This is a genomic window from Seleniivibrio woodruffii, from assembly GCF_004339245.1.
Taxonomy (GTDB): domain Bacteria; phylum Chrysiogenota; class Deferribacteres; order Deferribacterales; family Geovibrionaceae; genus Seleniivibrio; species Seleniivibrio woodruffii.
Genome location: NZ_SMGG01000003.1, coordinates 708520 through 731646, shown reverse-complemented (window position 1 = coordinate 731646; position 23127 = coordinate 708520). Strand labels below are relative to the sequence as shown.

Below are 23127 nucleotides of genomic sequence, written 5' to 3'. Positions count from 1 at the left end.
TGTGTCCTCCATTAATTCTGTTTTTTATCTTTCACAGCGTTCAGGACGTTCAGCAGGCTTCTTGGTATGTTAGCAAGAAGCGAAACGAAGTTGACGACAGGTGCGTTCATTGAACCAAGCATTTTGGCGAGCAGTTCTTCTCTGCTCGGCAGGTCTGCCAGTGTGTTCACATCTTCGGCTGTGAGTTTGTTACCGTCAAGGTAACCGCCTTTGATCTTAAACTTATCATAGGACTTGGCGAATTTTTTGAATTCTTTGGCGATGGCGGCAACATCACCAGTTACGATAGCGCAAGTAGTGGGCTCTTTCAGATTTTCATCCAGAGCGGTAATATTGTTGTTGTGAAGGGCGATTTTCAGAAGCGTGTTCTTGACTACTTTGAAATCGCTTCCCTGTGCTTTGATAGCCGCACGAATAGCGGTTATCTGGGGGAAGGTAAGGCCCTTATAGTTTGCCAAGAACAGCGCATCGGCACTTTTGACCTGTTCGGTCAGTGCACTCACTAATTCTTCTTTATCAGCTCTTTTCACGCTGTTCCTCCGTTTCCGGTTGTCTATTGCAACCGATTTCCGCAGGATTTAATACGCCATTATTGCAGACGCAACCTGCTTCTTTAACCGTGTAATTTCCTGTGTTACAGTTCGTTGACCAGCTTGTGATGGTCTACTTTTACGCCGGGTCCCATTGTCGCTGACAGTGCGATACCACGGACGTATTGTCCTTTTGCTGAGGACGGCTTCATCTTGATAAGCGTATCAAGAAGAGCCCTGATGTTTTGATCGAGTTTGTCGTTTTCGAAGCTTTTCTTGCCTACTGTAGTGTGAATGATACCGACTTTATCCACACGGAATTCAATCATACCGGCTTTCAGCTCTTTCACAACTTTTGCCACATCGGGAGTTACCGTTCCGACTTTGGGGTTAGGCATAAGGCCTCTGGGTCCGAGTACACGTCCCAGTTTACCAACCTGAACCATCATGTCGGGTGTTGCCACTACTTTGTCGAATGCTGTCCATCCGCCCTGGACCTTTGCGATAAGTTCGTCGTCACCTGCGAAATCCGCACCCGCATCGAGTGCTTCCTTCTGTTTTTCGCCTTTGCAGAATACAAGAACCTTAACATCTTTTCCTGTACCGTTGGGAAGACTTACGGAACCGCGAACCATCTGATCAGCGTGCTTGGGGTTAACACCAAGTTTGATAGCGATGTCGATGGATTCGTCGAATTTTGCGAAAGCGGCTTCCTTAGCGAGAGCTATAGCCTCTCCCAGATCGTAAGATTTTTCTGCGTCAATCTTACCTGAGGCAGTCTGGTACTGTTTTCCTCTAGCCATGTTTCACCTCTGAAAATTAGTCTTTAACTTTTACACCCATGCTGCGTGCGGAACCTGCAACGATTTTCATTGCCTGCTCGATGTCAGCGGTGTTAAGGTCGGGCATTTTTGCCTCTGCGACCCTTTTGAGCTGTTCTTTTGTCAGCGTTCCTGCAACGTCTTTTTTAACGTTGGTAGCACCGCTTTTGATTCCCAGCTCTTTTTTGATCATGTCTGTTACGGGGGGAGTCTTAGTCACGAAAGTGAAGCTTCTGTCCTCGTAAACAGTGATGACCACGGGAATGATCCAGTCGCCCATGTTCTGGGTTTTAGCGTTGAACGACTTGCAGAATTCCATTATGTTCACGCCTCTCTGACCGAGAGCGGGACCAACGGGGGGCGAAGGGTTTGCTTTGCCCGCAGGAATCTGCAGTTTAACGCTTCCTGTTATTTTCTTGGCCATTTATAAACCTCCGAATCAGGCCTCAGCCTATCCGTTTAACCTGCAGATAATCAAGTTCCACAGGTGTTTGTCTTCCGAAAATGCTGACGATAACACGGACTTTCTCTTTGTCGGGGTTAACGTCTTCAACCGTACCGGTGAATCCGAGGAAGGGACCGTCCACAACCTCAACCTTGTCGCCTTCAACATATCTGGAGGCGATTCTGGGAGCCTGTGACTTGGCAAGGTCGATCATAGCCTTAACGTCCTGCTCAGGAATCGGAACAGGGTTAATGCCGCCTACGAATCCGGTTACTTTGGGGATACTTTTGACAACGTGCCAGTTGGAGGTAGACATCTCCATGTGCACCAGTATGTATCCGGGGAAAGTCTTTTTCTTACTGATCTTTTTCTTGCCTTTCTTCAGCTCGACAACGTCTTCAGTAGGGATGAGAACATCATCAATCTGCTCTTTCAGCCCTTCGTTTTTGACCTTCTCCTCAAGGAGCGTTACAACACGCTTCTCGAAGCCGGAATAAGTGTGTACCACATACCACTGTTTTGCCATTATGTTCTACCTAGTATAAGAACGAAGTAAGTTTGGCAAGGCCGAAATCGACGACACCCATAAATATGGCAAGCACCACGCAAATGGTGATAACCACGGCAGTAGTACCGACGGTGGATTCTTTGGTCGCCCAAACCACCTTTTTCAGCTCTTCCTTAACTTCGTTGTAAAACTCAGACACCTTGATCATGTTTCCAAGCTCTTCTTAATTATATTTATGGCAGGCCAGAGAAGACTCGAACTTCCAACCCCCGGTTTTGGAGACCGGTGCTCTGCCAATTGAGCTACTAGCCTGCAATTCTGTTTAAGCGTTAATGCTTATTTTGTTTCTTTATGAAGAGTATGCTTGCGTTCACGCTTGCAGTACTTCATGAATTCCAGTTTGCCTGTTGTCGTTTTCTTATTCTTTGTTGTAGAATAATTTCTTTCTTTGCACTCAGTGCAAGCGAGTATTACTTTCTCTCTCATTATATTACTCCGAGATTTCGACAACCACGCCTGCGCCAACAGTACGTCCGCCTTCACGGATTGCGAAGCGAAGACCGGGGTCCATAGCGATGGGTGTGATAAGTTCAACATCACAAGAGATGTTATCGCCGGGCATTACCATCTCTACGCCTTCTGCAAGAGTGATGATACCTGTAACGTCTGTTGTTCTGAAGTAGAACTGAGGTCTGTAGCCGCTGAAGAAAGGTGTATGACGTCCGCCTTCCTCTTTCGCAAGGATGTATGCCTCAGCTTTGAACTTCTTGTGGGGAGTGATTGAGTTCGGTTTAGCAAGTACCTGACCGCGCTCAACGTCGTCCTTTTTAATACCGCGGACAAGGATACCTACGTTGTCGCCAGCTGTTCCTTCATCAAGAAGTTTGCGGAACATTTCGATACCTGTTACGGTTGTTTTCTGTGTGTCACGGATACCGATGATCTGGACTTCTTCGCCGACTTTGACTTTACCACGCTCTACTCTGCCGGTTACAACTGTACCACGGCCGGAGATGGAGAATACGTCCTCGATGGGCATAATGAAGTCTTTATCGATATCACGCTGGGGTTCCTGAATGTAGTCATCAAGTGCCTGCACAAGGTCAAGGATAGGCTGAGACCACTTGGGGTTGTCGCCGTCGTTAAGAGCCTGAAGTGCGGAACCTTTGATGATGGGTGTATCGTCGCCGGGGAACTCATAGGCAGAGAGAAGATCTCTGATTTCAAGTTCAACGAGTTCGATAAGTTCCTCGTCGTCTACCATGTCGATCTTGTTCATGAATACTACGATGTAAGGAACGCCTACCTGACGAGCGAGCAGGATGTGCTCACGGGTCTGGGGCATGGGGCCGTCAGCGGCAGACACAACGAGAATTGCGCCGTCCATCTGTGCAGCACCGGTGATCATGTTCTTAACGTAGTCGGCGTGACCGGGGCAGTCAACGTGAGCATAGTGACGCTTGTCAGACTCATACTCTACGTGTGCTGTTGCGATGGTAATACCGCGCTCTCTTTCTTCAGGAGCTTTGTCGATGTTACCGTAGTCTACGAACTGTGCGTAGCCTTTCTTCGCAAGGATGTTAGTGATCGCTGCGGTCAGTGATGTTTTACCGTGGTCAACGTGGCCGATTGTACCAACGTTAACGTGAGGTTTCGTTCTTTCGAATTTGGATTTTGCCATGTAATCTGTCCTCCTGAAAAAGAAGATAAAGCCCACGACCGGACTCGAACCGGTGATCTCGTCCTTACCAAGGACGTGCTCTAGCCACCTGAGCCACGTGGGCATAGCATATAAAAAAAAACAGACGTAACTGTATCGTCCGTCTTTTATACAGCTTATTTTTTAGAAAAAAAAGCGGGCAACGGGATTCGAACCCGCGACCCTCAGCTTGGAAGGCTGATGCTCTAGCCAACTGAGCTACACCCGCATTTTTCCTATAAAAAAGTGGGGAGAGAAGGATTCGAACCTTCGAAGTCATCCGACAACAGATTTACAGTCTGCCCCCTTTGGCCGCTTGGGTATCTCCCCTCACGTGGCAGCAGAGCGCTGCACACTGAGTCCGTGAAGCAAAAAAAAGCTGGTGAAAGGAATTGAACCCTCAACCTACTGATTACAAGTCAGTTGCTCTACCGTTTGAGCTACACCAGCTTACCGTGAAACGGAGGTGAATATTATCGTTTAAAGATATAGATGTCAAGAGTTTTGTTGAAAAAAAATTAAAGTTTTTTTAATTGCCCTGAAACCCGCTAAACACAAGGATTTAAAAAAGAATTTAGCATCATCCGGAGGAATGTTCCATACTTTTTTTTATCAATACTCTGACACCTTCACTCTGTAAAGCATAAAAAACCTGTTTGCCCGATTTTTTCCATGTTACCAGCTTTGAATTGCGGAGGATACGAAGCTGATGAGACACGGCAGACTGGGAGACTCCGGCCAGCTCGGCTATGTCCGCAACGCAGAGTTCTGAAAGGGAGAGTGCATATAATATTTTGACACGGGTGTGGTCGCAAAGTATCTTAAACGTGTCCGCCATATTTAATGTAATGGTCTCCGGCGGCATCCTGTCCTTCATTTTGGGCAGCATGTCCTCAACTGGTTCCGCTAACTGAAATATATTATTGGCCATATTTTCCTCAAAATTTCACTCACTCATTCATGGAGAGATTCTTCGGCTAATGCCTCAGAATGACTGCGGCTATACAAACTCCGTCACTCTATTCTACAATTACCACAAGTGGACTCATACAGCCTTCGGCTAGTGAGCGAAACAGTCTCATTGAATAGAGATTCTTCACTGCGTTCAGAATGACATACTACACATAAGATTGTCACTCTGAGCTTGCGAAGAGTCTACATTCGGAGAGATTCTTCACTGCGTTCAGAATGACTGCAACTGCACAGCCTCAGCATTAAGTGCCCGACAACACACATGAGCACCTGCTCAGATGTGTATGATATTCCGCTCTTTTCCTTATGTCAATATATGTTTATGCACCCTGATACATATTGCCTGTTGACATCAGGTCGGTTTGCATCATAATGATAAGTTCTTAATCGCAATCATAACAGGCTATAAATGCTTATGGAGAGATATATATGAACATTCAGCAAATGATGAAACAAGCTCAGAAAATGCAGAAAAAGATGGAAGAGGCTCAGGCCGAGGCGGCTCTTGAGGTTGTCGAAGCCACTGCCGGCGGCGGAATGATCACCGTTAAGGTGAACGGCAAGCAGGAGATAGTGGGCATAACCATTGAAAAAGACGTTGTTGACCCCAACGATGTTGAGATGCTTCAGGATCTCATTCTGGCGGCTGTCAACGAGGGACTTAAAAAATCACAGGAAGTGGTTCAGCAGAAGATGTCTGCTGTTACGGGCAATCTGGGCATCAACTTCCCCGGCATGTTCTAATAACCCCTAATGAAGAACAGAATTTTTGAAAGGTGCGTGGGCGAGCTTTCAAGGCTTCCGGGCATCGGCAGAAAGACTGCGGTGCGCCTTGCGCTTCATCTTCTGAAATCCGACGCCCAGCTGGTCAAAAACCTTGCTGAGAGCATGACGGAGCTTAAGGAGAAGACCGTTTTCTGCAAAGTGTGCGGAAACCTTGCCGAAGAGCCTATCTGCCACATATGTCAGGACGGATACCGCAAGAACGGCCAGCTCTGTGTGGTTGAAGAGGCAAAAGACATCTTTGTTCTGGAAAACACAGGCTTCTTCCGTGGACTCTACCATGTTCTGGGCGGCAGAATATCCCCTCTGGACGGCATAGGCCCGCAGGATCTGTCTATCGACAGACTGCTTGAGCGCATTGCGGCGGAGGGAATCACTGAGGTGATAATCGCCACCAACCCCGACATAGAGGGCGAAACCACTGCAATCTATCTTTCAAAGGTTCTCAAAAACAAAGGCGTCCGTGTAACAAAAATAGCCAGCGGCGTGCCCATAGGCACCAACCTCGAATATACGGACGAGCTGACGCTTTTCAAGGCTATGGAACAGCGCACCGAATTTCACGATTAACAACGGATTACATACATGCCAAAGGAAATAATAGTAAACTCGACCCTCAACGAGGCTCGGGTGGCGGTGCTGGAAAACGGCAACCCCGCCGAGATCCTCATTGAGAGGGCGCACAGTAAAAATGTCGCCGGAAACATATATAAAGGACGTGTGATAAAAGTCCTCCCCGGAATCCAGTCCGCATTTGTGGATATCGGCCTTTCAAAGGCGGCCTTTCTGCCCGCCGCAGACGTCTACGTTGAAAACGGAGAGCGTGTGAGCTTTCTGGAAGCTATGGACGGAATGCAGGACGAGGCGGATGTCGACACCGCCACACCTTCTGAGCCCAAAGAGGTTCCCCCCATCGAACAGCTCTTAAAAGAGGGTCAGGAGATCATCGTTCAGGTGGCCAAGGAATCCATCGGCCAGAAGGGCGCAAGGCTGACCACCCATCTCACTGTTCCCGGAAGATATATAGTGCTGATGCCCGGCTATGAACACGTCGGCGTATCACGCAAAATAGAGGAAGAGGAGGAGCGGGAACGCCTCAGACTCATCCTTAAAGAGATAAAGAAAGAGGGAATGGGGCTTATAGCCAGAACTGTTTCCGCAGGGCACGACCGTGACGAGATAGTGGCCGACCTCGACTACCTTGAGCGTCTCTGGTCTATGATAATGGATAAGATATCCACATCAAAAGCTCCCTGCATGGTCTATGAGGATCACGGGCTCATCTTCCGCATACTGCGTGACACCGCAACGGCGGATGTCAGCCGCATTATCATAGACAATAAGGCGGACTACCTTAAAATAAAATCGTTCCTCCGCGAATTCATGCCCGACATTAATATAGAGGTCAGCCTCTACACCAACGACATCCCCATCTTCGATTACTACAACATCGAGATAGAGATAGGCCGTATTCTGGACAAAAAGGTCTGGTTGAAATCAGGCGGCTATATAGTTATTGATCAGGCCGAGGCACTCACCGTCATAGACGTTAACACCGGAAAATTCGTCGGCAAGCGGAACTTTGAGGAGACCATCCTCAAAACCAACCTTGAAGCCTCAAAAGAGATCGCCTGGCAGCTGCGTCTGCGCAACATCGGCGGAATCATAATAGTTGATTTCATCGACATGGCAAAAGAGGAGAACCGCCAGAAGGTTCTCAAGACAATGGATCTGGAACTGAAAAACGACAGAGCCAAGTCCAGCGTGGTGAACATTTCGCCGCTGGGACTTGTGGAAATAACCAGAAAGCGTGTTCAGGAGAGCCTCACCCGCTCACTGAGCGAACCCTGCCCCTACTGCGAGGGCAGAGGCATCGTAAAAAGCAAGCTCACGGTCTGCTACGACATCCTGCGGGAGGTGCGCCGCATAGCCCCCTTCTTCAGAGACAAAAAGGTATACATCGAAGCTCACCCGGAGGTTGTGGACCTTATACTCGACGACGAAAAGCAGTCGCTGGACGAGATAGAGCTTATGATGAACATCAAGGTGGAGGTCACTCCCAACGAGTCCTTCCACATACACGACTACGAAGTAACACCGATGGACTAACATGTACAACAGACAGGACGCATTCTACAAAAAAGCAAAGCGAGAGGGCTACCGCTCCAGAGCGGCATACAAGCTCATTGAGCTTAACAAGAAATATGAGATATACAGGAACGGGCAATACGTTCTCGATGTGGGCTGTGCCCCCGGAGGCTGGTCTCAGGTCGTGGCGCAGATGTCAAAGACCCGCATAGTGGGCGTTGACCTTCTGGAGACCGGCGAAATGGAACTTGACCGCTACACCTTCATTCAGGGTGACATAACCGAACAGGAGACTGTTGACAAGGTTCTGGCTGTCAGTTCCGGCTATGATGCGGTGATTTCCGATGCCGCACCGAACACTTCCGGATCAAAACTGCTCGACCACGTAAATTCTATTGAACTTGTGCGTAAAATATTCTATTTTGCCTGCTCCGTTCTGAAGCCCGGCGGAAATTTCGTCTGCAAGGTATTCGAAGGAGAGGACAGGGACGCACTGGTGAAAGAGATGAGAGTGCATTTCGAGTTCTGCAAGCAGTTCCGTCCAGAGGCCACCAGAAAAGGCTCATTCGAAATGTATGTTATTATGAAAGGTTTCAAAGGTTTAAAGAGTGAATAAAGATCTTTTATCCGTTCTGAAGCTTGTCTCCGAAGGTTCCGTAAACCCTGAACAGGCTCAGGAGCTTATCAGAGGATTTTCCGACGGCGAAGAGGTCAAGATCGATACGGACAGAAAGAACCGTGTGGGTTTTGAAGAGGTTGTATACGGCAGAGGAAAGACCGTTGCCCAGCTTGCTTCAATTGCCGCAACCTATGCAGAAAAAGGTCTGAACCTCATCTGCACGGGACTGTCTGAAGAGAAGATAAAGGAGCTTGAACCCCTCTGCCCCGACTGCACCTTTGCGGCGGACGCAGGAATAATGAAGCGCATAGTTAAGCCCATAGACACAAAACAGGGCTCGGTGGCGGTCATTACTGCGGGAACAAGCGACATGCGCACGGCGAAGGAGGCGGCAGAGATTCTGGCCTTCAATGGCGTCAGCGCAAAGCTTTATGCCGATATCGGCGTGGCTGGCATACACAGATTCCTCAGCTACAAAAATGAGATATCGGATGCGGACGTGATAATCGTTGTTGCCGGAATGGAAGGCGCACTGCCCTCCATCACAGGCGGGATGTTTCCCCAGCCGGTGATAGCTGTGCCCACCTCAACAGGCTACGGCACTGCTCTGAACGGTTTCACCGCCCTTTTTGCCATGCTGACCAGCTGTGCGGCGGGTCTGACAGTGGTGAATATTGACAACGGATTCGGCGCTGCAATGTCAGCAATCAGGATTATTAATACATTAAACAAATACAGAACCCGCCAGTAATGCACTATAGAGCATTATTTGAATATGCAGGTTTTGTTGATTAACGAACATTTATTCATTTTCCTATGGTATTTTTTAAAGCGAAATGCTAGCTTATGTCCATAAATATACTTATTTGAGACATTTTATTGTGAAAAAACGGAGGAGAAAATGCCCAGACCATCTAAGCCTAGAGTTATAGGCGCGCAACCCGAAATTTCCAGTTTCAAACCCAGAGGTATCTCAGCAAAAAAACTCAAAGCTGTAAACCTCACCCTTGACGAGTTCGAGGCTATCCGCCTTGCAGACTATCAGGGACTCTCTCACGAGGATGCGGCTGTTCTTATGAACATCTCACGCCCTACATTCTCAAGACTGGTTGAAAAAGCCAGAATCAAAGTCGCATCATTTATTATTGAAGGTTCAGAACTGAATATCTCAGGCGGCAACGTTACGTTTCAGGACAGAGGATGCAGCGTCTTCAAACAAGCCCTGCCCGACAGCAGGATTGAAAGAAGAAAGCATTCTGCGGCGGCTCTCGAAGAGAGCTATTGCTAAGTTAAACTCTGAGGCGGCTTTCGGGCCGCCTTTTTATTTTTTTCTTCATTTCTCAAAAAATTTTTTTAAATCTTTTCTATACTCTCCCAATACACGGTGTGCGTCATAAAACCCTATAACTTTCGCAAATACCTGCTATAAATATGCAAAATGTTGACAAAATGAATGCCTGACAATAAGTTGACTATCCTCCTGATATCAAAACACATATTTTCTACACAATTACTCATAAGTTTAATATTGACATAAAAACGGTATGTCCATAATATTCATATATTCATTTTTCTCTGGAGGATTTATTATGGAAGAATGGTTCTCAACGTACTCGGAAAAGCTTAAGGCGATCGGCCACCCCATCAGACTCAAACTTATGGTCGGCCTAATGAGCAACGAGTGCAACGTGACCAAAATTTGCAAAGGACTTGATATACCTCAGGCAACCACAAGTCAGCACCTTGCCATACTCAAGAACAAGGGGCTCATCAAGGGAAAAAGATCCGGAACAAGCATATGCTACAGCATAGCTGACGACGGCATCAAAGCTATGACTAAAGAATTAATGGAGAAGACAGGATGCGTATCCCCATGCGAGGGTTCACACTAAGCCTGATTCTGCTTTTTGCGGCAGCACAGGCACAGGCGGTTTCGCTCACTTTTGCCCAGGCAAAGGACATGGCACTGAAAAACTCATACGTCATAAAGTCCTATAAAGCGGGCGAAGAAGCGGCAGGATATGTTAAAGATCAGGCTAAAGGGGCATTTCTGCCCACGCTCAGCCTGCATCAGACCCTTATGAAGACGGACGAACCGGGCAATGCTGCGTTTGCGACTGCCAGACAGGGCAGGTTCGACATGAACTATTTCACAAACAACATGGCAAACCCCGACAGAGTCACCAGCTACACCACACAGGTGCAGGTGATGCAGCCGGTGTTTATGCAGGGACAGATCTATTTCGGTGTAAAGCAGGCGGACATGGCATATCAGGCCAGCCGCATGGAGACCGAAAGAGCGACTCAGTTCACCCTTTATAACCTTCATATGGCGTTTTACGGTCTTGCTCTGGCCGAAAAGGCACTGGACACCGCCAGACACTCGTATGAACGTACCGAAAGGTACTACAGGACGGCAAAGGATTTCTTCAATAACGGACTGATAGTTAAAAGCGACCTGATGGTCTCCGAAAGCTACCTGCTGATGAACGAGCAGGCGGTTAAAGAGGCCGAGAAACAGCATGCGGTGGCAACAAGCAACCTGCAGAGGCTTTTGGACACGGACGAACCCATCAAGGTCGTCTGGACAACACCCGAACTTGAATTTTCGGAGGACGTGGCGAAATATACCGCTCTGGGTCTTTCCGAAAGACAGGACCTCATAGCCATGCAGAACTATCTGAAATCCGCTGAATACGAGAACAAAAAGGCAAAATCAGCCTTTCTGCCCTCGGTATATCTCTTTGCCGACTACCAGCGCAACGATGACAAATTCTTCGGCGACAACGGAAACGGAACAACCTACGGAGTTCAGGCCGATCTGAACCTTTTCAAAGGTTTCAGCGACCACAACAAAGTTGGCGAAACAAAAAGCAGACAGCTGTCGCTTATGCACCGCATTGCCGATAAAAAACTTGAGATCAAGTCCGAGATCAAAAATTCTTATTACGGCGTAATTGCCGCTTCAAAACAGATCGAGGCCTCAAAAAAACGTGTGGAGGCTGCCTTTGCGGCGCTGACCATCACTGAGAACAGATTCAACGAGGGTCTTTCGAAGATAACTGAGCTTCTGGACAGGGAGGTTGACCTGAAACAGGCGGAACTTTCTCTTTATATGTCCGAATATCAGGAGATAGTCGAAATGGCCGGACTGCATCTGGCGGCCGGAAACCTTAAATAATCAGTATTCTTTTCAGGCTCCCTGTCTTTTGCGGGGAGCCGTTTGAAGAAAGGACGCCATAGTCCCGCCAGCCACGATCCGGTGGTATAATACATATATTTGTCCAACTGAACTTTAAGTGAATAAATCACTTGATAATTGCGCCACAAATATCATATTATCCGAATATAACAGAATTAAAGGGGTTTGAAGATGTTGCGTAAGTTTATTGTATCGGCAGCCATTTTGTCTCTGCTGACCGCATGCGGCGGCGAAAAGAAGGAAGAAGCGGCCAAGACACCCGCCACGGTTAAGGTTCAGCTCCATGAGGTAAAGCTTACGGATGCCGACTCCACAAGGGTTTTCACAGCCACAGTGTCCAGCGACAAAACAGCCGTCATGATACCGAAAGTGACAGGCTACGTTGAGCAGATTCTGGTGACTCCCGGTCAGCAGGTAAAGGCCGGTCAGCTTCTGGCGGTTATAAAGAGCGGGGAGCTTGAACAGAAGATGGCCATTGCGGCCTCCGGCGAAATGGAGACACAGAACGCCATGCGTCAGGCCGAAATAGGCTACAAGATGGCGAAATCCGAGTTCGACCTTGCCGAAAAGACATACAACAGATATCTGAACCTCATCAGAAACAGCAGTGTCAGCAAACAGGAATTTGATCAGGTGGAATCCCAGTATAAACTCGCAAAGGAGAACCTTGCCCTTTCAGCCGAAAAGGTTCAGCAGGCAAAGATACGCTCCGGTCAGGCGGGCGCAATGCGTGGCGAGGTGAACACCTATCTTTCATATACACAGCTCAGAGCACCCTTTGACGGTGTTGTTCTGGAAAAGAACATGGATGCCGGAAACCTTGCGAACCCCGGAAGCCCTGTGCTGAAAGTCGGCAACAACGTTCCCGTCATAGTGGCATACATCAGCCAGAACATGATATCCGCTCTGAAACTGGGTACGAAAGCCACTGTGTCCATCGACTCCACAGGCGAGGAGTTCGAAAGCAAAGTTCTTGAGATAAGCCCCGACATAGACCCCGCCACGGGCAACTTTAAGGTAAAACTCTCCGGCTCTGAAAAACTGGCGCAGGGGATGTTCGCCAAGGTGCGGTTCATCACCGGAGTTGAAAAGGTGATAGCTGTTCCCGATTCCGCAGTGGTGATCCGTGGTCAGCTCAGCCTCGTTTTCGTGAACGACAAGGGCAAGGCCGACATGCGTGTGGTGAAGACCGGACGTGACTTCGGCGGCTTCACGGAGATACTTTCAGGTCTGTCCGCAGGCGAGAAGGTTGTTTCGTCCAATGCGGCAGTGCTGAAATCCGGCGACATACTTGAGGCGAAATGATGGAAAATCCGGATAAGAAGAATCTGGCGGCCAGAATTGCCGCCGCATTCATAACATCAAAAATAACTCCCCTTCTGGTGATAGCCACGCTTTTCATAGGCATGGTGTCCATCATCATGACCCCCAAAGAGGAGGAACCCCAGATAGTCGTGCCAATGGTGGACATTCTCGTCCCCTACCCCGGAGCAACCGCCAAGGATGTTGAAAAAGCGGTCACGGAACCTCTGGAGGAGATAATCTGGGAGATTCCCGGCGTGGAATACGTCTACAGCACCAGCATGAACGACCTGAGCATGGTCATTGTGCGTTTCAAGGTGGGCGAGGATGAGGAAAAATCCATCACCAAGCTGAAAGACAAGATCGACTACAACATGGACAGAATGCCCCACGGCGTTCAGTCCCCTTTAATAAAGAAACAGTCCATCGACGACGTGCCCCAGATGGCCTTCACCTTCTGGTCGGAGAAATACGACTCATACCAGCTGCGCAGGATAGTCTCCGAGGTTCAGAAGAACCTGAAAGAGGTGGACAACGTATCCAAAACCGAGATAATCGGCGGCTACAAACGCATGGTGCGCATTGAGCCGAACATAGAAAAGCTGAAAAGCTACAACCTCGACCTCTTCCGACTGCACAAAGCGGTGGAGATGAGCAACCTATCCCTTAACACAGGCGAGATAACCAAGAACAACAAAGTTCTGTATGTCAGCGCAGGCGGATTCTATAAAGATGCCGAGGCGCTCAGGAACATGGTGGTGGGCGTTGCGCAGGGCAAAGCGGTCTACATGAAGGACGTTGCCGAAGTGACCGACGGCCCGGAAATTCCCGACCATATTCTTCTGATGGGCTTCAAAGCATCAAAAGACACCGAACGCTATCCGGCCGTGACCCTCTCCATCTCCAAAAGACAGGGGAGCGACTCGGTGGTGGTGTCTGAAGCGGTGCTCCATAAGCTCGACATGCTGAAAGGCTACATAATCCCCGACGACGTTCACGTTGAGGTCACCAGAAACTACGGCGAAACGGCATTCGTAAAGGTTATGACCCTCATAGAGCACCTTGTGGGCGCAATCATTGCGGTGATAATCGTAATGAGCCTCACCATGGGCTGGCGTGCGGGTGCGGTGGTGTTCGTTGCGCTTCCCGTGACGTTCGCTCTGACCTTCTTCGTATATTTCATGTTCGACTACACACTCAACAGAGTTACGCTATTCGCCCTTATCTTCGTTGCAGGGCTTGTGGTGGACGATGCAATCATCGTTGTTGAGAACATGGAACGGCATTTCCGCCTCGGTGCAAAAAACCTGCTGCAAAAGGCCATCTATGCGGTTGGCGAGGTGGGCAACCCCACTATTCTTGCCACCGTGACGGTGATCGTTGCCATATTCCCCATGGCTTTCGTAAGGGGGCTTATGGGACCCTACATGAAGCCCATGCCAATCGGCGCATCCCTTGCGATGATATTCTCGCTGTTCGTTGCGCTGATAATCACCCCTTGGCTGGCCTATAAACTTCTGGCGGGGCATGCGGCAAAGAACGCAGGCGAACCCGTTGAGGATGAGGCCGCATACGTTAAAAAGACAAAACTCTATTCAGTTTACAATAAATCGTTCTCACTGCTGATAGACAGCGCACGCAACAGGATACTTTTCGGAGTTGTGATGCTTTCGCTGTTTTTCGGTGCGTTCCTTTTCATCCCTACAAACCTTGTGGTGATGAAGATGCTCCCCTTCGATAACAAGAACGAGGTTCAGATAGTTATAGACATGCCGGAAGGAACCCCCCTTGAGCGGACGAACCTTGTGGCATCCGAGGTTGGCAAGTATCTGGCGACGGTGGACGAGGTCAAGGACTATCAGATATACACCGGAATCTCTTCGCCCTATAACTTCAACGGTCTGGTGCGCCACTATTTCATGCGCCGTGGCCATAACGTTGCGGACATTCAAGTGAATTTTGTGGACAAGAGCCAGCGGAAACTGGACAGCCACGAGATGGCCAAGAAACTCCGTCCGCAGGTTCAGGAGATAGGCAATAAATATCAGGCAAATATAAAAATTGCAGAAGTTCCGCCCGGCCCTCCCGTGCTCTCCACCCTTGTGGCAGAGGTTTACGGACCTGACGAAAAGACCCGCTCGGACGTGGCAAAACAGGTGCTCGACATCTTCAGAACCACAAAGGGCGTCGTGGATATAGATACCTACGAAGAGGACGACATGATGCAGTACGACCTTCAGGTGGACAAGCAGAAGGCCGCCGTCATGGGCATCTCCTCCGAGATGGTATCAAAGACTCTCTATACGGCTCTTCAGGGCATGAAGGCCGGTGTGCTCCACACCGAAGAGGACAGGGAACCTGTTGACATAACCATTAAACTGCCTGAGGACAGACGGAATATGCTTGAGACCCTTCAGGAGATAACAATAATCTCCATGAGCGGTCAGCCCGTCAGTCTCGGCGAACTGGTGACCGTTCGACAGAAACTCAAGGACAAGGCCATCTACCATAAGAACATGAAGCCTGTGACCTACGTTGTTGCCGACGTTGCCGGAGAGGTTGAAAGCCCCGTATACGCCATTCTGGATATGAAAGAGAGAATGTCGCAGATACAGTGGCACGGAGTTGACGTTAAACAATACTGGACGGGACAGCCGGAGACCTATGATCTGCCGTCTATAAAGTGGGACGGTGAATGGCAGATAACCTATGAGGTGTTCCGTGACCTCGGTCTGGCGTTTGCGGCGGTTCTGGTGCTTATGTATTTTGTTCTGGTGGGCTGGTTCCGCTCGTTCGTGACCCCCATAATAATGATGGTACCCATCCCTCTGTCGCTTCTGGGCATCATCCCCGGACACTTCCTGTTCGGTCAGTTCTTCACCGCCACCAGCATGATAGGCTTCATCGCCCTTGCGGGTATAATGGTAAGAAACGCAGTGCTCCTGATAGATTTCATAGAGCATGCACTGGCAAACGGCAGAACCCTGCGTGAGGCGGTAATCGAATCCGGAGCTATCAGAACCCGCCCGGTTGTGCTGACCACGGTAGCGGTTATAACGGGCGCACTTTTCATGCTCCCCGACCCCATCTTTGCGGGTCTGGGCGTGTCGCTCATTACGGGAGCCGTGGTGTCCACGGTGCTGACACTGCTGATAATCCCTCTTATGTATTTCTTCCATAAGAGGTTCTGGGATAAAAGATATAAGGAGTAATAATCATGTCTATCAAAGATATTTTAAGACTTGTACCCGGGATAATGATCCTGCTGAGCATCGGGCTTTTTCTGGCAACAGACCAGAAATGGTGGCTGGCTCTGGCGGCCTTCGTGGGGCTTAACCTGCTCCAGTCCGCCTTCACCAAATGGTGCCTTCTGGAGGATATCCTCCGCAAGGCGGGAATAAGGGAGATATAAAAAATCAAACGAGCCCGATAGTTTCTCTGTCGGGCTCATTTTTTTTATGCTATACAGTGCCATGAGCATTATTAAAGTTGAGATCAACTACAAAAACCTACTCATAGCCGCAATAGCAACAGGTGTCGTCGTTCTGCTGTTCAAACTGCAGACGATAATAACGGTTTTCGCCGTTTCATTTTTCATAGCATACATGTTCGATCCGGTGGTGGACAAGTTTGAAGAACGGAAAATACCCCGTTCGGTGACCATTCTGGTCATGATGGCACTTACCGCCGCACTGATAGTTCTGCTTCTGGCGTGGCTCATCCCCGTTGCCGCATCGGAACTGCAATACCTCTCCAACAACGTTGCAAACTATGTGGATTCTCTTTTCGGTTTCGTCCAGACATCAGCCGCAGTGTTCGACATACAGCTGGATGTGAACACTCTGAAACAGCATATCGGCTCCCACAGCAGCGACTATCTGAAAGAGATATTCTCAAGCATGTCCAGTCTCATGTCCTCTTTCTCGTCCATGGTCTCTGTTATACTGAACATCGCCCTTGTGCCCATTCTGGTGTTCTATTTCCTTAAGGATTTCGACAAGATTCTGGCTAAGATGCTGGAGTTTCTCAATACACGGTTCAAAATGGATTTCACCGGTTACTACAGGGAGTTCGACAACATCCTCTCAACCTATTTCAGAGGGCAGATAATCGTTGCGGCGATCCTCGGTCTGCTCTACACCCTCGTGCTCTTTATAGCCGGAATAAAACCCGCCGTTATTGTTGGCACTGTGTCCGGAATCCTGAGCGTTGTTCCCTACCTCGGCTTCATTGTCGGGTTCACTGTTTCCGTCATTCTGGCGGCTCTTCAATACGGCGATTTTCTGCATCCGACAATGGTCATCGCCGGTTTTGCTCTCGTTCAGTTTTTCGAGGGCAACTTCATAACACCCAGAATCCTCGGAGGTTCTCTGGGACTGCACCCCACGGCGGTAATTTTTTCTCTGATGGCGGGCGGTGCGCTGTTCGGCATAGGCGGAATGATCATAGCCCTGCCTGTGGCGGCTTTTCTGCGGGTGCTTATCAACCAGCGTTCAGCACAATAATCCAACCCTGTCCTGTCTCTGACATTTTCCTCTTGCACACCGTTATATTCCATGCTACATAACGCTTATGAAAATAGACGGCAAACTCTGGATAGATATTAACGGAAACGGGATAGCAGGGCACGGCAGGATAAAACTGCTGGAACTGGTGCAGGCGACAGGCTCCATTAAGAAAGCGGCTGAAAGCATCAAAATGAGCTACAAAGCCGCATGGGACAGCATAAACCTGCTTAACGAGATATTCGGCACACCGCTGGTGGAGAGACAGACGGGGGGAAAAGGAGGCGGCGGCACAACCCTCACAAAGGCAGGTCTGGAACTGATCAAGACCTATAATCACCTCAGCAGACTGCATATGATGTATCTCGGAACACTGAGCGAATCGAACAAGTTAACAGGCGTTATTCAGACCATAGCCGACAGTTATGCTGTGGTTAAAACCGATCAGGGTGACATCATTTCTGGCTCAATGCTCGATCCGGATCTGAAACCCGGAGAATCTGTTTCGGTTTTCATCAATCCCAAAGATATTATCCTCGTTGACAGCGACAAGCTGAAAACCAGCGCAAGAAACATTCTGCGCACAACCACCGAAAAAGTTGAAAACGAAAAGGACAAGACTGAGGTACTTTTGAAAACGGCATGCGGCACACCGCTGAAACTCAGCATTATGGCGGCCAGCTCCGAAAAACTGGGGCTCAAACCGGGAATGGAGATATTTGCACTTTTCAAAACAGCTTCAGCATTAATAATGAGGTGACATCATGAAAAAACTTCTGATCCTTGCACTTGCACTGGCCATCTCCACAACGGCCTTTGCAAAAGAACTCACCATCTCCGCTGCGGCTAACCTTCAGTTTGCTCTGGAAGAGGTCGCCAAGGCCTACAAAGCAGACACCGGAACCGATGTTAAAGCCACATACGGCGCATCGGGCAAACTTGTTGCACAGATAATCAACGGCGCAAAATTCGATATCTTTCTTGCCGCCGACATGAGCTTCGCCCAGAAAGCGTACGAAGCCGGACTCACAACCGACAAACCCGTTATGTATGCCGAAGGACTTCTGGTTCTCTGGTCAAAAAAATATAACATCAAGTCGATCGCCGACCTGAAAGACCCCAAATACGTTAAGATCGCCATCGCCAACCCCGCAACAGCCCCCTACGGCAGAGCGGCCGTTGAAGCCATGAAAGCATCCGGCGTTTACGATGCCGTAGCCCCCAGAATCGTTCAGGGAGAAAGCATCTCCACCATGGACACATACATTCAGACGGGCGTTGCCGAAGCAGCCTTCGCAGCCAAGTCACACCTTGCCAGCGGCAAAGTTCAGGATGCCGGTTCATGGTTCGACGTTGACAAAAAACTCTACGCACCCATCGAACAGGGCGGCGTTATCCTTAAAGCAGGCGACGTTGCCGAAGCTCAGAAGTTCATGAACTATCTGACCAAAAGCAAAGGCGCAGCGATCATGAAAAAATACGGCTACGAAAAATGAATGTTTTAGAGGCTAAGATTCTTCATTACCGCACTTCCGGCCAGATAATAATCTGCGAGCTGGATACTTTCGGCGAAAACGCCACTGCTGTTCTTCTGGACAGCCCCAGCGAGCTGAAATACATTTTTGAAGGGAACACTGTGAACATGCTGTTCAAAGAGACCGAGGTCATCATCGCCACAGGCGAGATAGGCCAGCTGAGCCTCAACAACAGATTTCCCGCCAGAATAACGGCCATGGAGAAGGGTGAAATTTTCACAAGCCTTGCTCTGGATTTCGGAACGGGCATCGAATCGGTGATAACCACCAAATCCGTTGAAAGACTGGGGCTGGCTGTGGGAACCGAGGTGACCGCCCTTATTAAAGCCAACGAAATTGCAATAGGCCGGAGAGATTAGCATGAGAGAGCTTCTGTCTCCGCTTATACTTACATTTGAACTTGCGGCTGTGACAACCCTCATTCTGGCTGTCACAGCCATTCCCTTTGCCTACTGGCTGGCATCCGCAAACTTCAGGGGAAAATCCATCGTGGAATCCGTAACAGGGCTTCCCATCGTGCTTCCCCCATCTGTTCTTGGTTTCTATCTGCTGGTGTTCATGGGTCCCCACGGATCTCTGGGCGGTATTCTGGCAAAGTTTGACATCCGCATGGTCTTCACTTTCGAAGGCCTTGTGTTCGCATCGGTGATATACAGTCTGCCCTTCATGGTTCAGCCTGTTCAGGCCGGGTTCGAAGCCCTGCCCCACTCTCTGAAAGAGGCATCATACACTCTGGGCAAATCCAGAATACGAACCTTTTTCATGGTGATGCTTCCCAACATAAAGCCCTCTCTGATAACAGGCATTGTCCTCAGCTTCGCACACACGGTGGGGGAGTTCGGCGTGGTTCTTATGATAGGCGGAAGCATTCCGGACGAAACCAGAGTGGCGTCCATAGCCATTTATGATCAGGTGGAGGCGATGAACTATTCAACGGCGCACTTCTATTCGGCGGTGCTGTTCGTTCTTGCTTTTGCTGTGCTCGTCACGGTCAATATGGTAAACAGGAAGATAAGCGGAAAGACAATATGATTGAAATAGATGTAGTTAAACGAATAAAGACCGCCTCGGGAGAGGTCGATATGCACGCAAAGGTGGATATCGAAAAGGGCGGTTTCTGCTCACTCTTCGGAAAATCCGGAGCGGGCAAAACAACAATTCTGCGCATTCTGGCAGGACTGACCGACCCCGACGACGGAGTTATCAGGATTGACGGAAAGGTCTGGTTCGACAAAAAGAACAGGATAAACGTGCCTGTTAATAAGCGTAAATGCGGATTCGTGTTTCAGGACTATGCACTGTTTCCCAACATGACCGTCAGAAAAAATGTGGAGTATGCTTCAGTGAACAGGTCAAACGTGGACAGGCTCATCGACATGGTGGGCATGACCGAGCTGACCCACAGAAAACCCGCCACACTCTCCGGCGGACAGAGACAAAGGGTTGCGCTGGCCAGAGCACTGGCTGCGGAACCGGAGATTCTGCTTCTGGATGAACCTTTTGCGGCTCTGGATGCGGATATGCGCAATGTTCTGCAAAACGAACTTAAAGTTATCCACGACACACTCGGTGTGACCACCATACTGGTAAGTCACGACAAGGGCGAGGTCTTCAAGCTGGCGGACAAGGTCTACTGCATGGACGACGGAGTAATAACCAGAATCGGTACACCCGAAGAGGTGTTCACAGACAGCACCATCAGCGGGAAATTCAAATTCACCGCACGGGTTCTCAAAATTGAAAGGAGCGACTGCCTCTATGTGCTAACGCTCTCCATCGGCTCCGAGGTGGGACACGTCGTCGCCACCCGCTCCGAAGCGGAGGATATAAGCATAGGCGACAGGGTTCTGGTCTACACCAAGGCGTTCAACCCTTCGGTTAAAAAGATATAAGGCACGGAAACCCGTGCCTCAGACTGATAACAAACTATATAGTTTTGCTTTATTGAACCCTCCTTTGGGAAAGGAGGGAAGGGTGGATTTCCCTGCTAATAAAAAAATCCCTCCAAACCTCCCTTTCTAGCTAGCCCGGTGCAGAAACATTCGCAAAGATAGGCGAATGTTTTGCCAAAGGGAGGCTTAACAGTCCAAAGCAAACTTTGTCAACAACCTAAGGCACGGAAACCCGTGCCTTTTTTTATTTCGACAGTATCTCGTTGACCTCTCCGATATAGAGATCGTGATAGTCCTGCTCGGGATACCATTTTGAATCGATATCGTCTGCGATGAAGTTTTTCGGGTCTATGGGCTGACGAAAAATCTTTCTGCAAAGGATCACCTTTGATGCCTCTGTAAAATAGGGTGTTCCTTCGTAATGCTCAAGTGTGAGACCTGAAACCTTTATTTTGTCCTCATTTCTGCCGGAAACCGTTCCCATATAACCCAGCATTTTCGAATATTTCTCCCTGTCGAAAAAGGTCAGGGAAAAACTGTCGGAAGCGTCCATAAACTCTTTAGTGAATCGGCTGGGGCGTACAACTATGAATGCAACGTTCCTGCCCCACATAACCCCCAGCCCGCCCCAGGATGCGGTCATAGTGTTCACCTTTCCCTCTTTCTCCGCCGTAACCAGCATCCAGTCTTTGCCTATCATCCGGAAAGGGCTGTAGTTGAAGCTGTCCGGACTTTCGGAATAAAACCCGCTCATATCTGCCTCCATGATAATTTAATTGTCTTAATTTTAGCGATTTAATCGAACTATTCAATAGAGGATAATTTGTGAGTTACTTACAAAAAAGGCACGGATTTTTTTGTCATTGCGAGGAGGCTGCAAGCTGACGTGGCAATCTCACATATACAGGCAGCCAAATGTTATGAGACTGCCGCAGCAGCTACGCTGCTTCGCAGTGACACAGCAAAAAAGGCACGGAAACCCGTGCCTTCTACAATGCATATTTCACACCTGTTGCTTAGAGCCGAGCAGTTCAAGGCTGAGGTTAAAAAATCTGCTGAGTGTACACATAGGTACATGATGGAGATTTTTTGACCGACAACGCAGAAATGCGAAGTGCTGTAAGCGGCAGACTATCAGTCTACGGCGACTATTATTGAGGATGCCTTCATAATAGTATACACTTTTTTACCCTTCTCCAGAGCCAGATTGTCGCATGAGCCTTTTGTGATGACGGAAACAACTTCCTGTCCGCCTGCAAGCTCAACAACCACCTCAACGTTTACGGAACCCTCTTTAATATCCTTAACTTTACCTTCAAGAACGTTTCTTGCGCTGAATTTCATAACGAACCTCCTGTGTTAACATATTTGGAATATATTACCGCAGAAGACTGTAGTCAAAGAAAAAGACGTTATTTATCAATAAAATAACGCAATGAAATAACCTTTTAATAATGTATGCGGCATTCATTAAAGGAATTAATTCTGATAGCGGATAACGAAAAAATAATTATCTGACGGGAAATGAAAAGTATGTTTTTCCGAAGGGCTCGTTTTTAAGTGTGTAGTGCCACCACTCCTTTTCGTAGTTATAGAATCCGTGTTTTTCCATAACCCTTTTGAGCAGGAGGCGATTCTGCATGGCAGTGCCCGTTATGCGGGGGTTTTCGGTGGCCGACAGACCGCTGAAACAGTCGAAACCTGTTCCCATATCAACGGAATTGTCTCCGAACCGTTTCTCATAGGGTGCATCGCACCGTCTGAGGTTTTCGTAGGGAATAAAAATCTCTTTCGGTGTGCTGCCGAGGGGGATTATGGTCAGATCCACCGTGCCGCCTCTCGAATGTCCCGATTTATGCGCTATATATCCCCGTTTGAACAGGGTTTCTTTCGGCTCGTCGGGGTAGAACTCCCCTTTTGTTTTCGTATCCGCAAAGTCTTTCGCCCAGCGGGAGAAGTGGTCGACCGCCTTTTGCGGGCGGTAGCAGTCGTACACCTTCAGTCCCAGCCCCATCGGAACAAGTTCAGCCTGAACTTTTTTAAGAGCCTGCGCCGCCTGAGAGGTCAGGATGCATTCCGCTTTTTCGTAGCCGTCAACAGGTCTGCCCACAAAGTTGTGGTAGTTGAAATATCTTATGTCATGTGCGATGTCCGGAGCTGTATCCCGCAGATAAACAAATCCGTCCGGCAGGGCGTGACAAACGGAAGACATCAGTAATGCGATAA

At 48.9% G+C, this 23127-nt stretch carries 28 protein-coding genes and 5 tRNA genes; 17 read left to right on the top strand and 16 right to left on the bottom strand.

Features of this window, described 5'->3' with window-relative positions:
• Positions 1 to 11 precede the first annotated feature (11 nt).
• The 13 genes from rplJ to C8D98_RS03475 form a co-directional block, all read right to left on the bottom strand.
• Positions 12 to 530 carry a 50S ribosomal protein L10 gene (rplJ, locus tag C8D98_RS03535; RefSeq protein ID WP_132872074.1) on the bottom strand — a complete coding sequence of 173 codons (519 nt, stop codon included), beginning with the start codon at positions 528 to 530 and terminating at the stop codon, positions 12 to 14.
• A 104-nt stretch (positions 531 to 634) separates the two neighbouring features.
• Positions 635 to 1333 (bottom strand): 50S ribosomal protein L1, encoded by a 699-nt coding sequence (rplA, locus tag C8D98_RS03530; protein ID WP_132872072.1) that lies wholly within the window; start codon positions 1331 to 1333, stop codon positions 635 to 637.
• 16 nt (positions 1334 to 1349) lie between these two features.
• The gene (gene rplK / locus C8D98_RS03525; RefSeq protein WP_132872070.1) at positions 1350 to 1775 is read right to left on the bottom strand and encodes a 50S ribosomal protein L11; all 426 of its coding nucleotides are present in this window, start codon (positions 1773 to 1775) and stop codon (positions 1350 to 1352) included.
• A 22-nt stretch (positions 1776 to 1797) separates the two neighbouring features.
• Positions 1798 to 2322 carry a transcription termination/antitermination protein NusG gene (gene nusG / locus C8D98_RS03520; protein WP_132872068.1) on the bottom strand — a complete coding sequence of 175 codons (525 nt, stop codon included), beginning with the start codon at positions 2320 to 2322 and terminating at the stop codon, positions 1798 to 1800.
• Positions 2323 to 2332: 10 nt separating this feature from the next.
• Positions 2333 to 2512 (bottom strand): preprotein translocase subunit SecE, encoded by a 180-nt coding sequence (gene secE / locus C8D98_RS03515; protein ID WP_132872066.1) that lies wholly within the window; start codon positions 2510 to 2512, stop codon positions 2333 to 2335.
• A 28-nt stretch (positions 2513 to 2540) separates the two neighbouring features.
• Positions 2541 to 2616 (bottom strand) — tRNA-Trp (locus tag C8D98_RS03510).
• Positions 2617 to 2640: 24 nt separating this feature from the next.
• Positions 2641 to 2790, bottom strand: coding sequence for a 50S ribosomal protein L33 (gene rpmG, locus C8D98_RS03505; protein ID WP_132872064.1), 150 nt, complete (start codon positions 2788 to 2790; stop codon positions 2641 to 2643).
• Between the two features lie 4 nt (positions 2791 to 2794).
• Complete coding sequence (gene tuf / locus C8D98_RS03500) at positions 2795 to 3985, bottom strand: elongation factor Tu (RefSeq protein ID WP_132872062.1); 1191 nt, start codon at positions 3983 to 3985, stop codon at positions 2795 to 2797.
• Between the two features lie 29 nt (positions 3986 to 4014).
• A tRNA-Thr gene (locus tag C8D98_RS03495) sits at positions 4015 to 4088 on the bottom strand.
• 70 nt (positions 4089 to 4158) lie between these two features.
• A tRNA-Gly gene (locus tag C8D98_RS03490) sits at positions 4159 to 4232 on the bottom strand.
• 18 nt (positions 4233 to 4250) lie between these two features.
• Positions 4251 to 4333, bottom strand: a tRNA-Tyr gene (locus C8D98_RS03485).
• 47 nt (positions 4334 to 4380) lie between these two features.
• A tRNA-Thr gene (locus tag C8D98_RS03480) sits at positions 4381 to 4453 on the bottom strand.
• A gap of 130 nt (positions 4454 to 4583) precedes the next feature.
• The gene (locus tag C8D98_RS03475; RefSeq protein WP_132872060.1) at positions 4584 to 4934 is read right to left on the bottom strand and encodes an ArsR/SmtB family transcription factor; all 351 of its coding nucleotides are present in this window, start codon (positions 4932 to 4934) and stop codon (positions 4584 to 4586) included.
• 470 nt (positions 4935 to 5404) lie between these two features.
• Between C8D98_RS03475 and C8D98_RS03470 the strand changes: the two genes are divergently transcribed.
• The 17 genes from C8D98_RS03470 to C8D98_RS14035 all read left to right on the top strand — a co-directional run bounded on the left by C8D98_RS03470 (position 5405) and on the right by C8D98_RS14035 (position 20901).
• A complete protein-coding gene (locus tag C8D98_RS03470; protein WP_132872059.1) occupies positions 5405 to 5719 on the top strand; it encodes a YbaB/EbfC family nucleoid-associated protein in 315 nt (104 codons plus the stop codon).
• Between the two features lie 9 nt (positions 5720 to 5728).
• The gene (gene recR, locus C8D98_RS03465; RefSeq protein ID WP_132872057.1) at positions 5729 to 6328 is read left to right on the top strand and encodes a recombination mediator RecR; all 600 of its coding nucleotides are present in this window, start codon (positions 5729 to 5731) and stop codon (positions 6326 to 6328) included.
• A 15-nt stretch (positions 6329 to 6343) separates the two neighbouring features.
• Positions 6344 to 7867 (top strand): Rne/Rng family ribonuclease, encoded by a 1524-nt coding sequence (locus C8D98_RS03460; RefSeq protein ID WP_132872056.1) that lies wholly within the window; start codon positions 6344 to 6346, stop codon positions 7865 to 7867.
• Between the two features lies 1 nt (position 7868).
• Positions 7869 to 8462: an RlmE family RNA methyltransferase gene (locus C8D98_RS03455; protein ID WP_132872054.1), complete on the top strand. Its 594-nt coding sequence runs from the start codon at positions 7869 to 7871 to the stop codon at positions 8460 to 8462.
• A complete protein-coding gene (gene larB / locus C8D98_RS03450; RefSeq protein WP_132872053.1) occupies positions 8455 to 9216 on the top strand; it encodes a nickel pincer cofactor biosynthesis protein LarB in 762 nt (253 codons plus the stop codon). The genes C8D98_RS03455 and larB overlap by 8 nt, the downstream gene beginning before the upstream one ends.
• A gap of 150 nt (positions 9217 to 9366) precedes the next feature.
• Positions 9367 to 9753: a DUF134 domain-containing protein gene (locus C8D98_RS03445; RefSeq protein ID WP_132872051.1), complete on the top strand. Its 387-nt coding sequence runs from the start codon at positions 9367 to 9369 to the stop codon at positions 9751 to 9753.
• Positions 9754 to 10054: 301 nt separating this feature from the next.
• Complete coding sequence (locus C8D98_RS03440) at positions 10055 to 10357, top strand: ArsR/SmtB family transcription factor (RefSeq protein ID WP_132872049.1); 303 nt, start codon at positions 10055 to 10057, stop codon at positions 10355 to 10357.
• The gene (locus C8D98_RS03435; RefSeq protein WP_243640903.1) at positions 10327 to 11646 is read left to right on the top strand and encodes a TolC family protein; all 1320 of its coding nucleotides are present in this window, start codon (positions 10327 to 10329) and stop codon (positions 11644 to 11646) included. The genes C8D98_RS03440 and C8D98_RS03435 overlap by 31 nt, the downstream gene beginning before the upstream one ends.
• Positions 11647 to 11838: 192 nt before the next feature.
• Complete coding sequence (locus C8D98_RS03430; RefSeq protein WP_132872047.1) at positions 11839 to 12972, top strand: efflux RND transporter periplasmic adaptor subunit; 1134 nt, start codon at positions 11839 to 11841, stop codon at positions 12970 to 12972.
• Positions 12969 to 16181 carry an efflux RND transporter permease subunit gene (locus tag C8D98_RS03425; protein WP_132872045.1) on the top strand — a complete coding sequence of 1071 codons (3213 nt, stop codon included), beginning with the start codon at positions 12969 to 12971 and terminating at the stop codon, positions 16179 to 16181. Before C8D98_RS03430 ends, C8D98_RS03425 begins: the two co-directional genes overlap by 4 nt.
• A gap of 5 nt (positions 16182 to 16186) precedes the next feature.
• Positions 16187 to 16381 (top strand): YgaP family membrane protein, encoded by a 195-nt coding sequence (locus C8D98_RS03420; protein WP_132872044.1) that lies wholly within the window; start codon positions 16187 to 16189, stop codon positions 16379 to 16381.
• A gap of 61 nt (positions 16382 to 16442) precedes the next feature.
• Positions 16443 to 17474 (top strand): AI-2E family transporter, encoded by a 1032-nt coding sequence (locus C8D98_RS03415; RefSeq protein ID WP_165871170.1) that lies wholly within the window; start codon positions 16443 to 16445, stop codon positions 17472 to 17474.
• A gap of 67 nt (positions 17475 to 17541) precedes the next feature.
• Positions 17542 to 18234, top strand: coding sequence for a TOBE domain-containing protein (locus tag C8D98_RS03410; protein ID WP_132872041.1), 693 nt, complete (start codon positions 17542 to 17544; stop codon positions 18232 to 18234).
• A gap of 4 nt (positions 18235 to 18238) precedes the next feature.
• A complete protein-coding gene (gene modA / locus C8D98_RS03405) occupies positions 18239 to 18970 on the top strand; it encodes a molybdate ABC transporter substrate-binding protein (RefSeq protein WP_132872039.1) in 732 nt (243 codons plus the stop codon).
• Positions 18967 to 19368 carry a TOBE domain-containing protein gene (locus C8D98_RS03400; protein ID WP_132872038.1) on the top strand — a complete coding sequence of 134 codons (402 nt, stop codon included), beginning with the start codon at positions 18967 to 18969 and terminating at the stop codon, positions 19366 to 19368. Before modA ends, C8D98_RS03400 begins: the two co-directional genes overlap by 4 nt.
• A 1-nt stretch (position 19369) precedes the next feature.
• Complete coding sequence (modB, locus tag C8D98_RS03395; RefSeq protein WP_132872036.1) at positions 19370 to 20041, top strand: molybdate ABC transporter permease subunit; 672 nt, start codon at positions 19370 to 19372, stop codon at positions 20039 to 20041.
• Positions 20038 to 20901 carry an ABC transporter ATP-binding protein gene (locus C8D98_RS14035; RefSeq protein ID WP_132872034.1) on the top strand — a complete coding sequence of 288 codons (864 nt, stop codon included), beginning with the start codon at positions 20038 to 20040 and terminating at the stop codon, positions 20899 to 20901. The genes modB and C8D98_RS14035 overlap by 4 nt, the downstream gene beginning before the upstream one ends.
• A 244-nt stretch (positions 20902 to 21145) precedes the next feature.
• Here the strand turns inward: C8D98_RS14035 and C8D98_RS03385 are convergent, their stop codons facing one another.
• From C8D98_RS03385 to C8D98_RS03375, 3 genes are all read right to left on the bottom strand, one after another.
• Positions 21146 to 21655: a flavin reductase gene (locus tag C8D98_RS03385; RefSeq protein WP_132872032.1), complete on the bottom strand. Its 510-nt coding sequence runs from the start codon at positions 21653 to 21655 to the stop codon at positions 21146 to 21148.
• A 380-nt stretch (positions 21656 to 22035) separates the two neighbouring features.
• Positions 22036 to 22245, bottom strand: a complete 210-nt coding sequence (locus tag C8D98_RS03380) for a TOBE domain-containing protein (RefSeq protein ID WP_132872030.1) — start codon at positions 22243 to 22245, stop codon at positions 22036 to 22038.
• A gap of 166 nt (positions 22246 to 22411) precedes the next feature.
• Positions 22412 to 23113: a M15 family metallopeptidase gene (locus tag C8D98_RS03375; RefSeq protein ID WP_207891234.1), complete on the bottom strand. Its 702-nt coding sequence runs from the start codon at positions 23111 to 23113 to the stop codon at positions 22412 to 22414.
• Between the last annotated feature and the right edge of the window lie 14 nt (positions 23114 to 23127).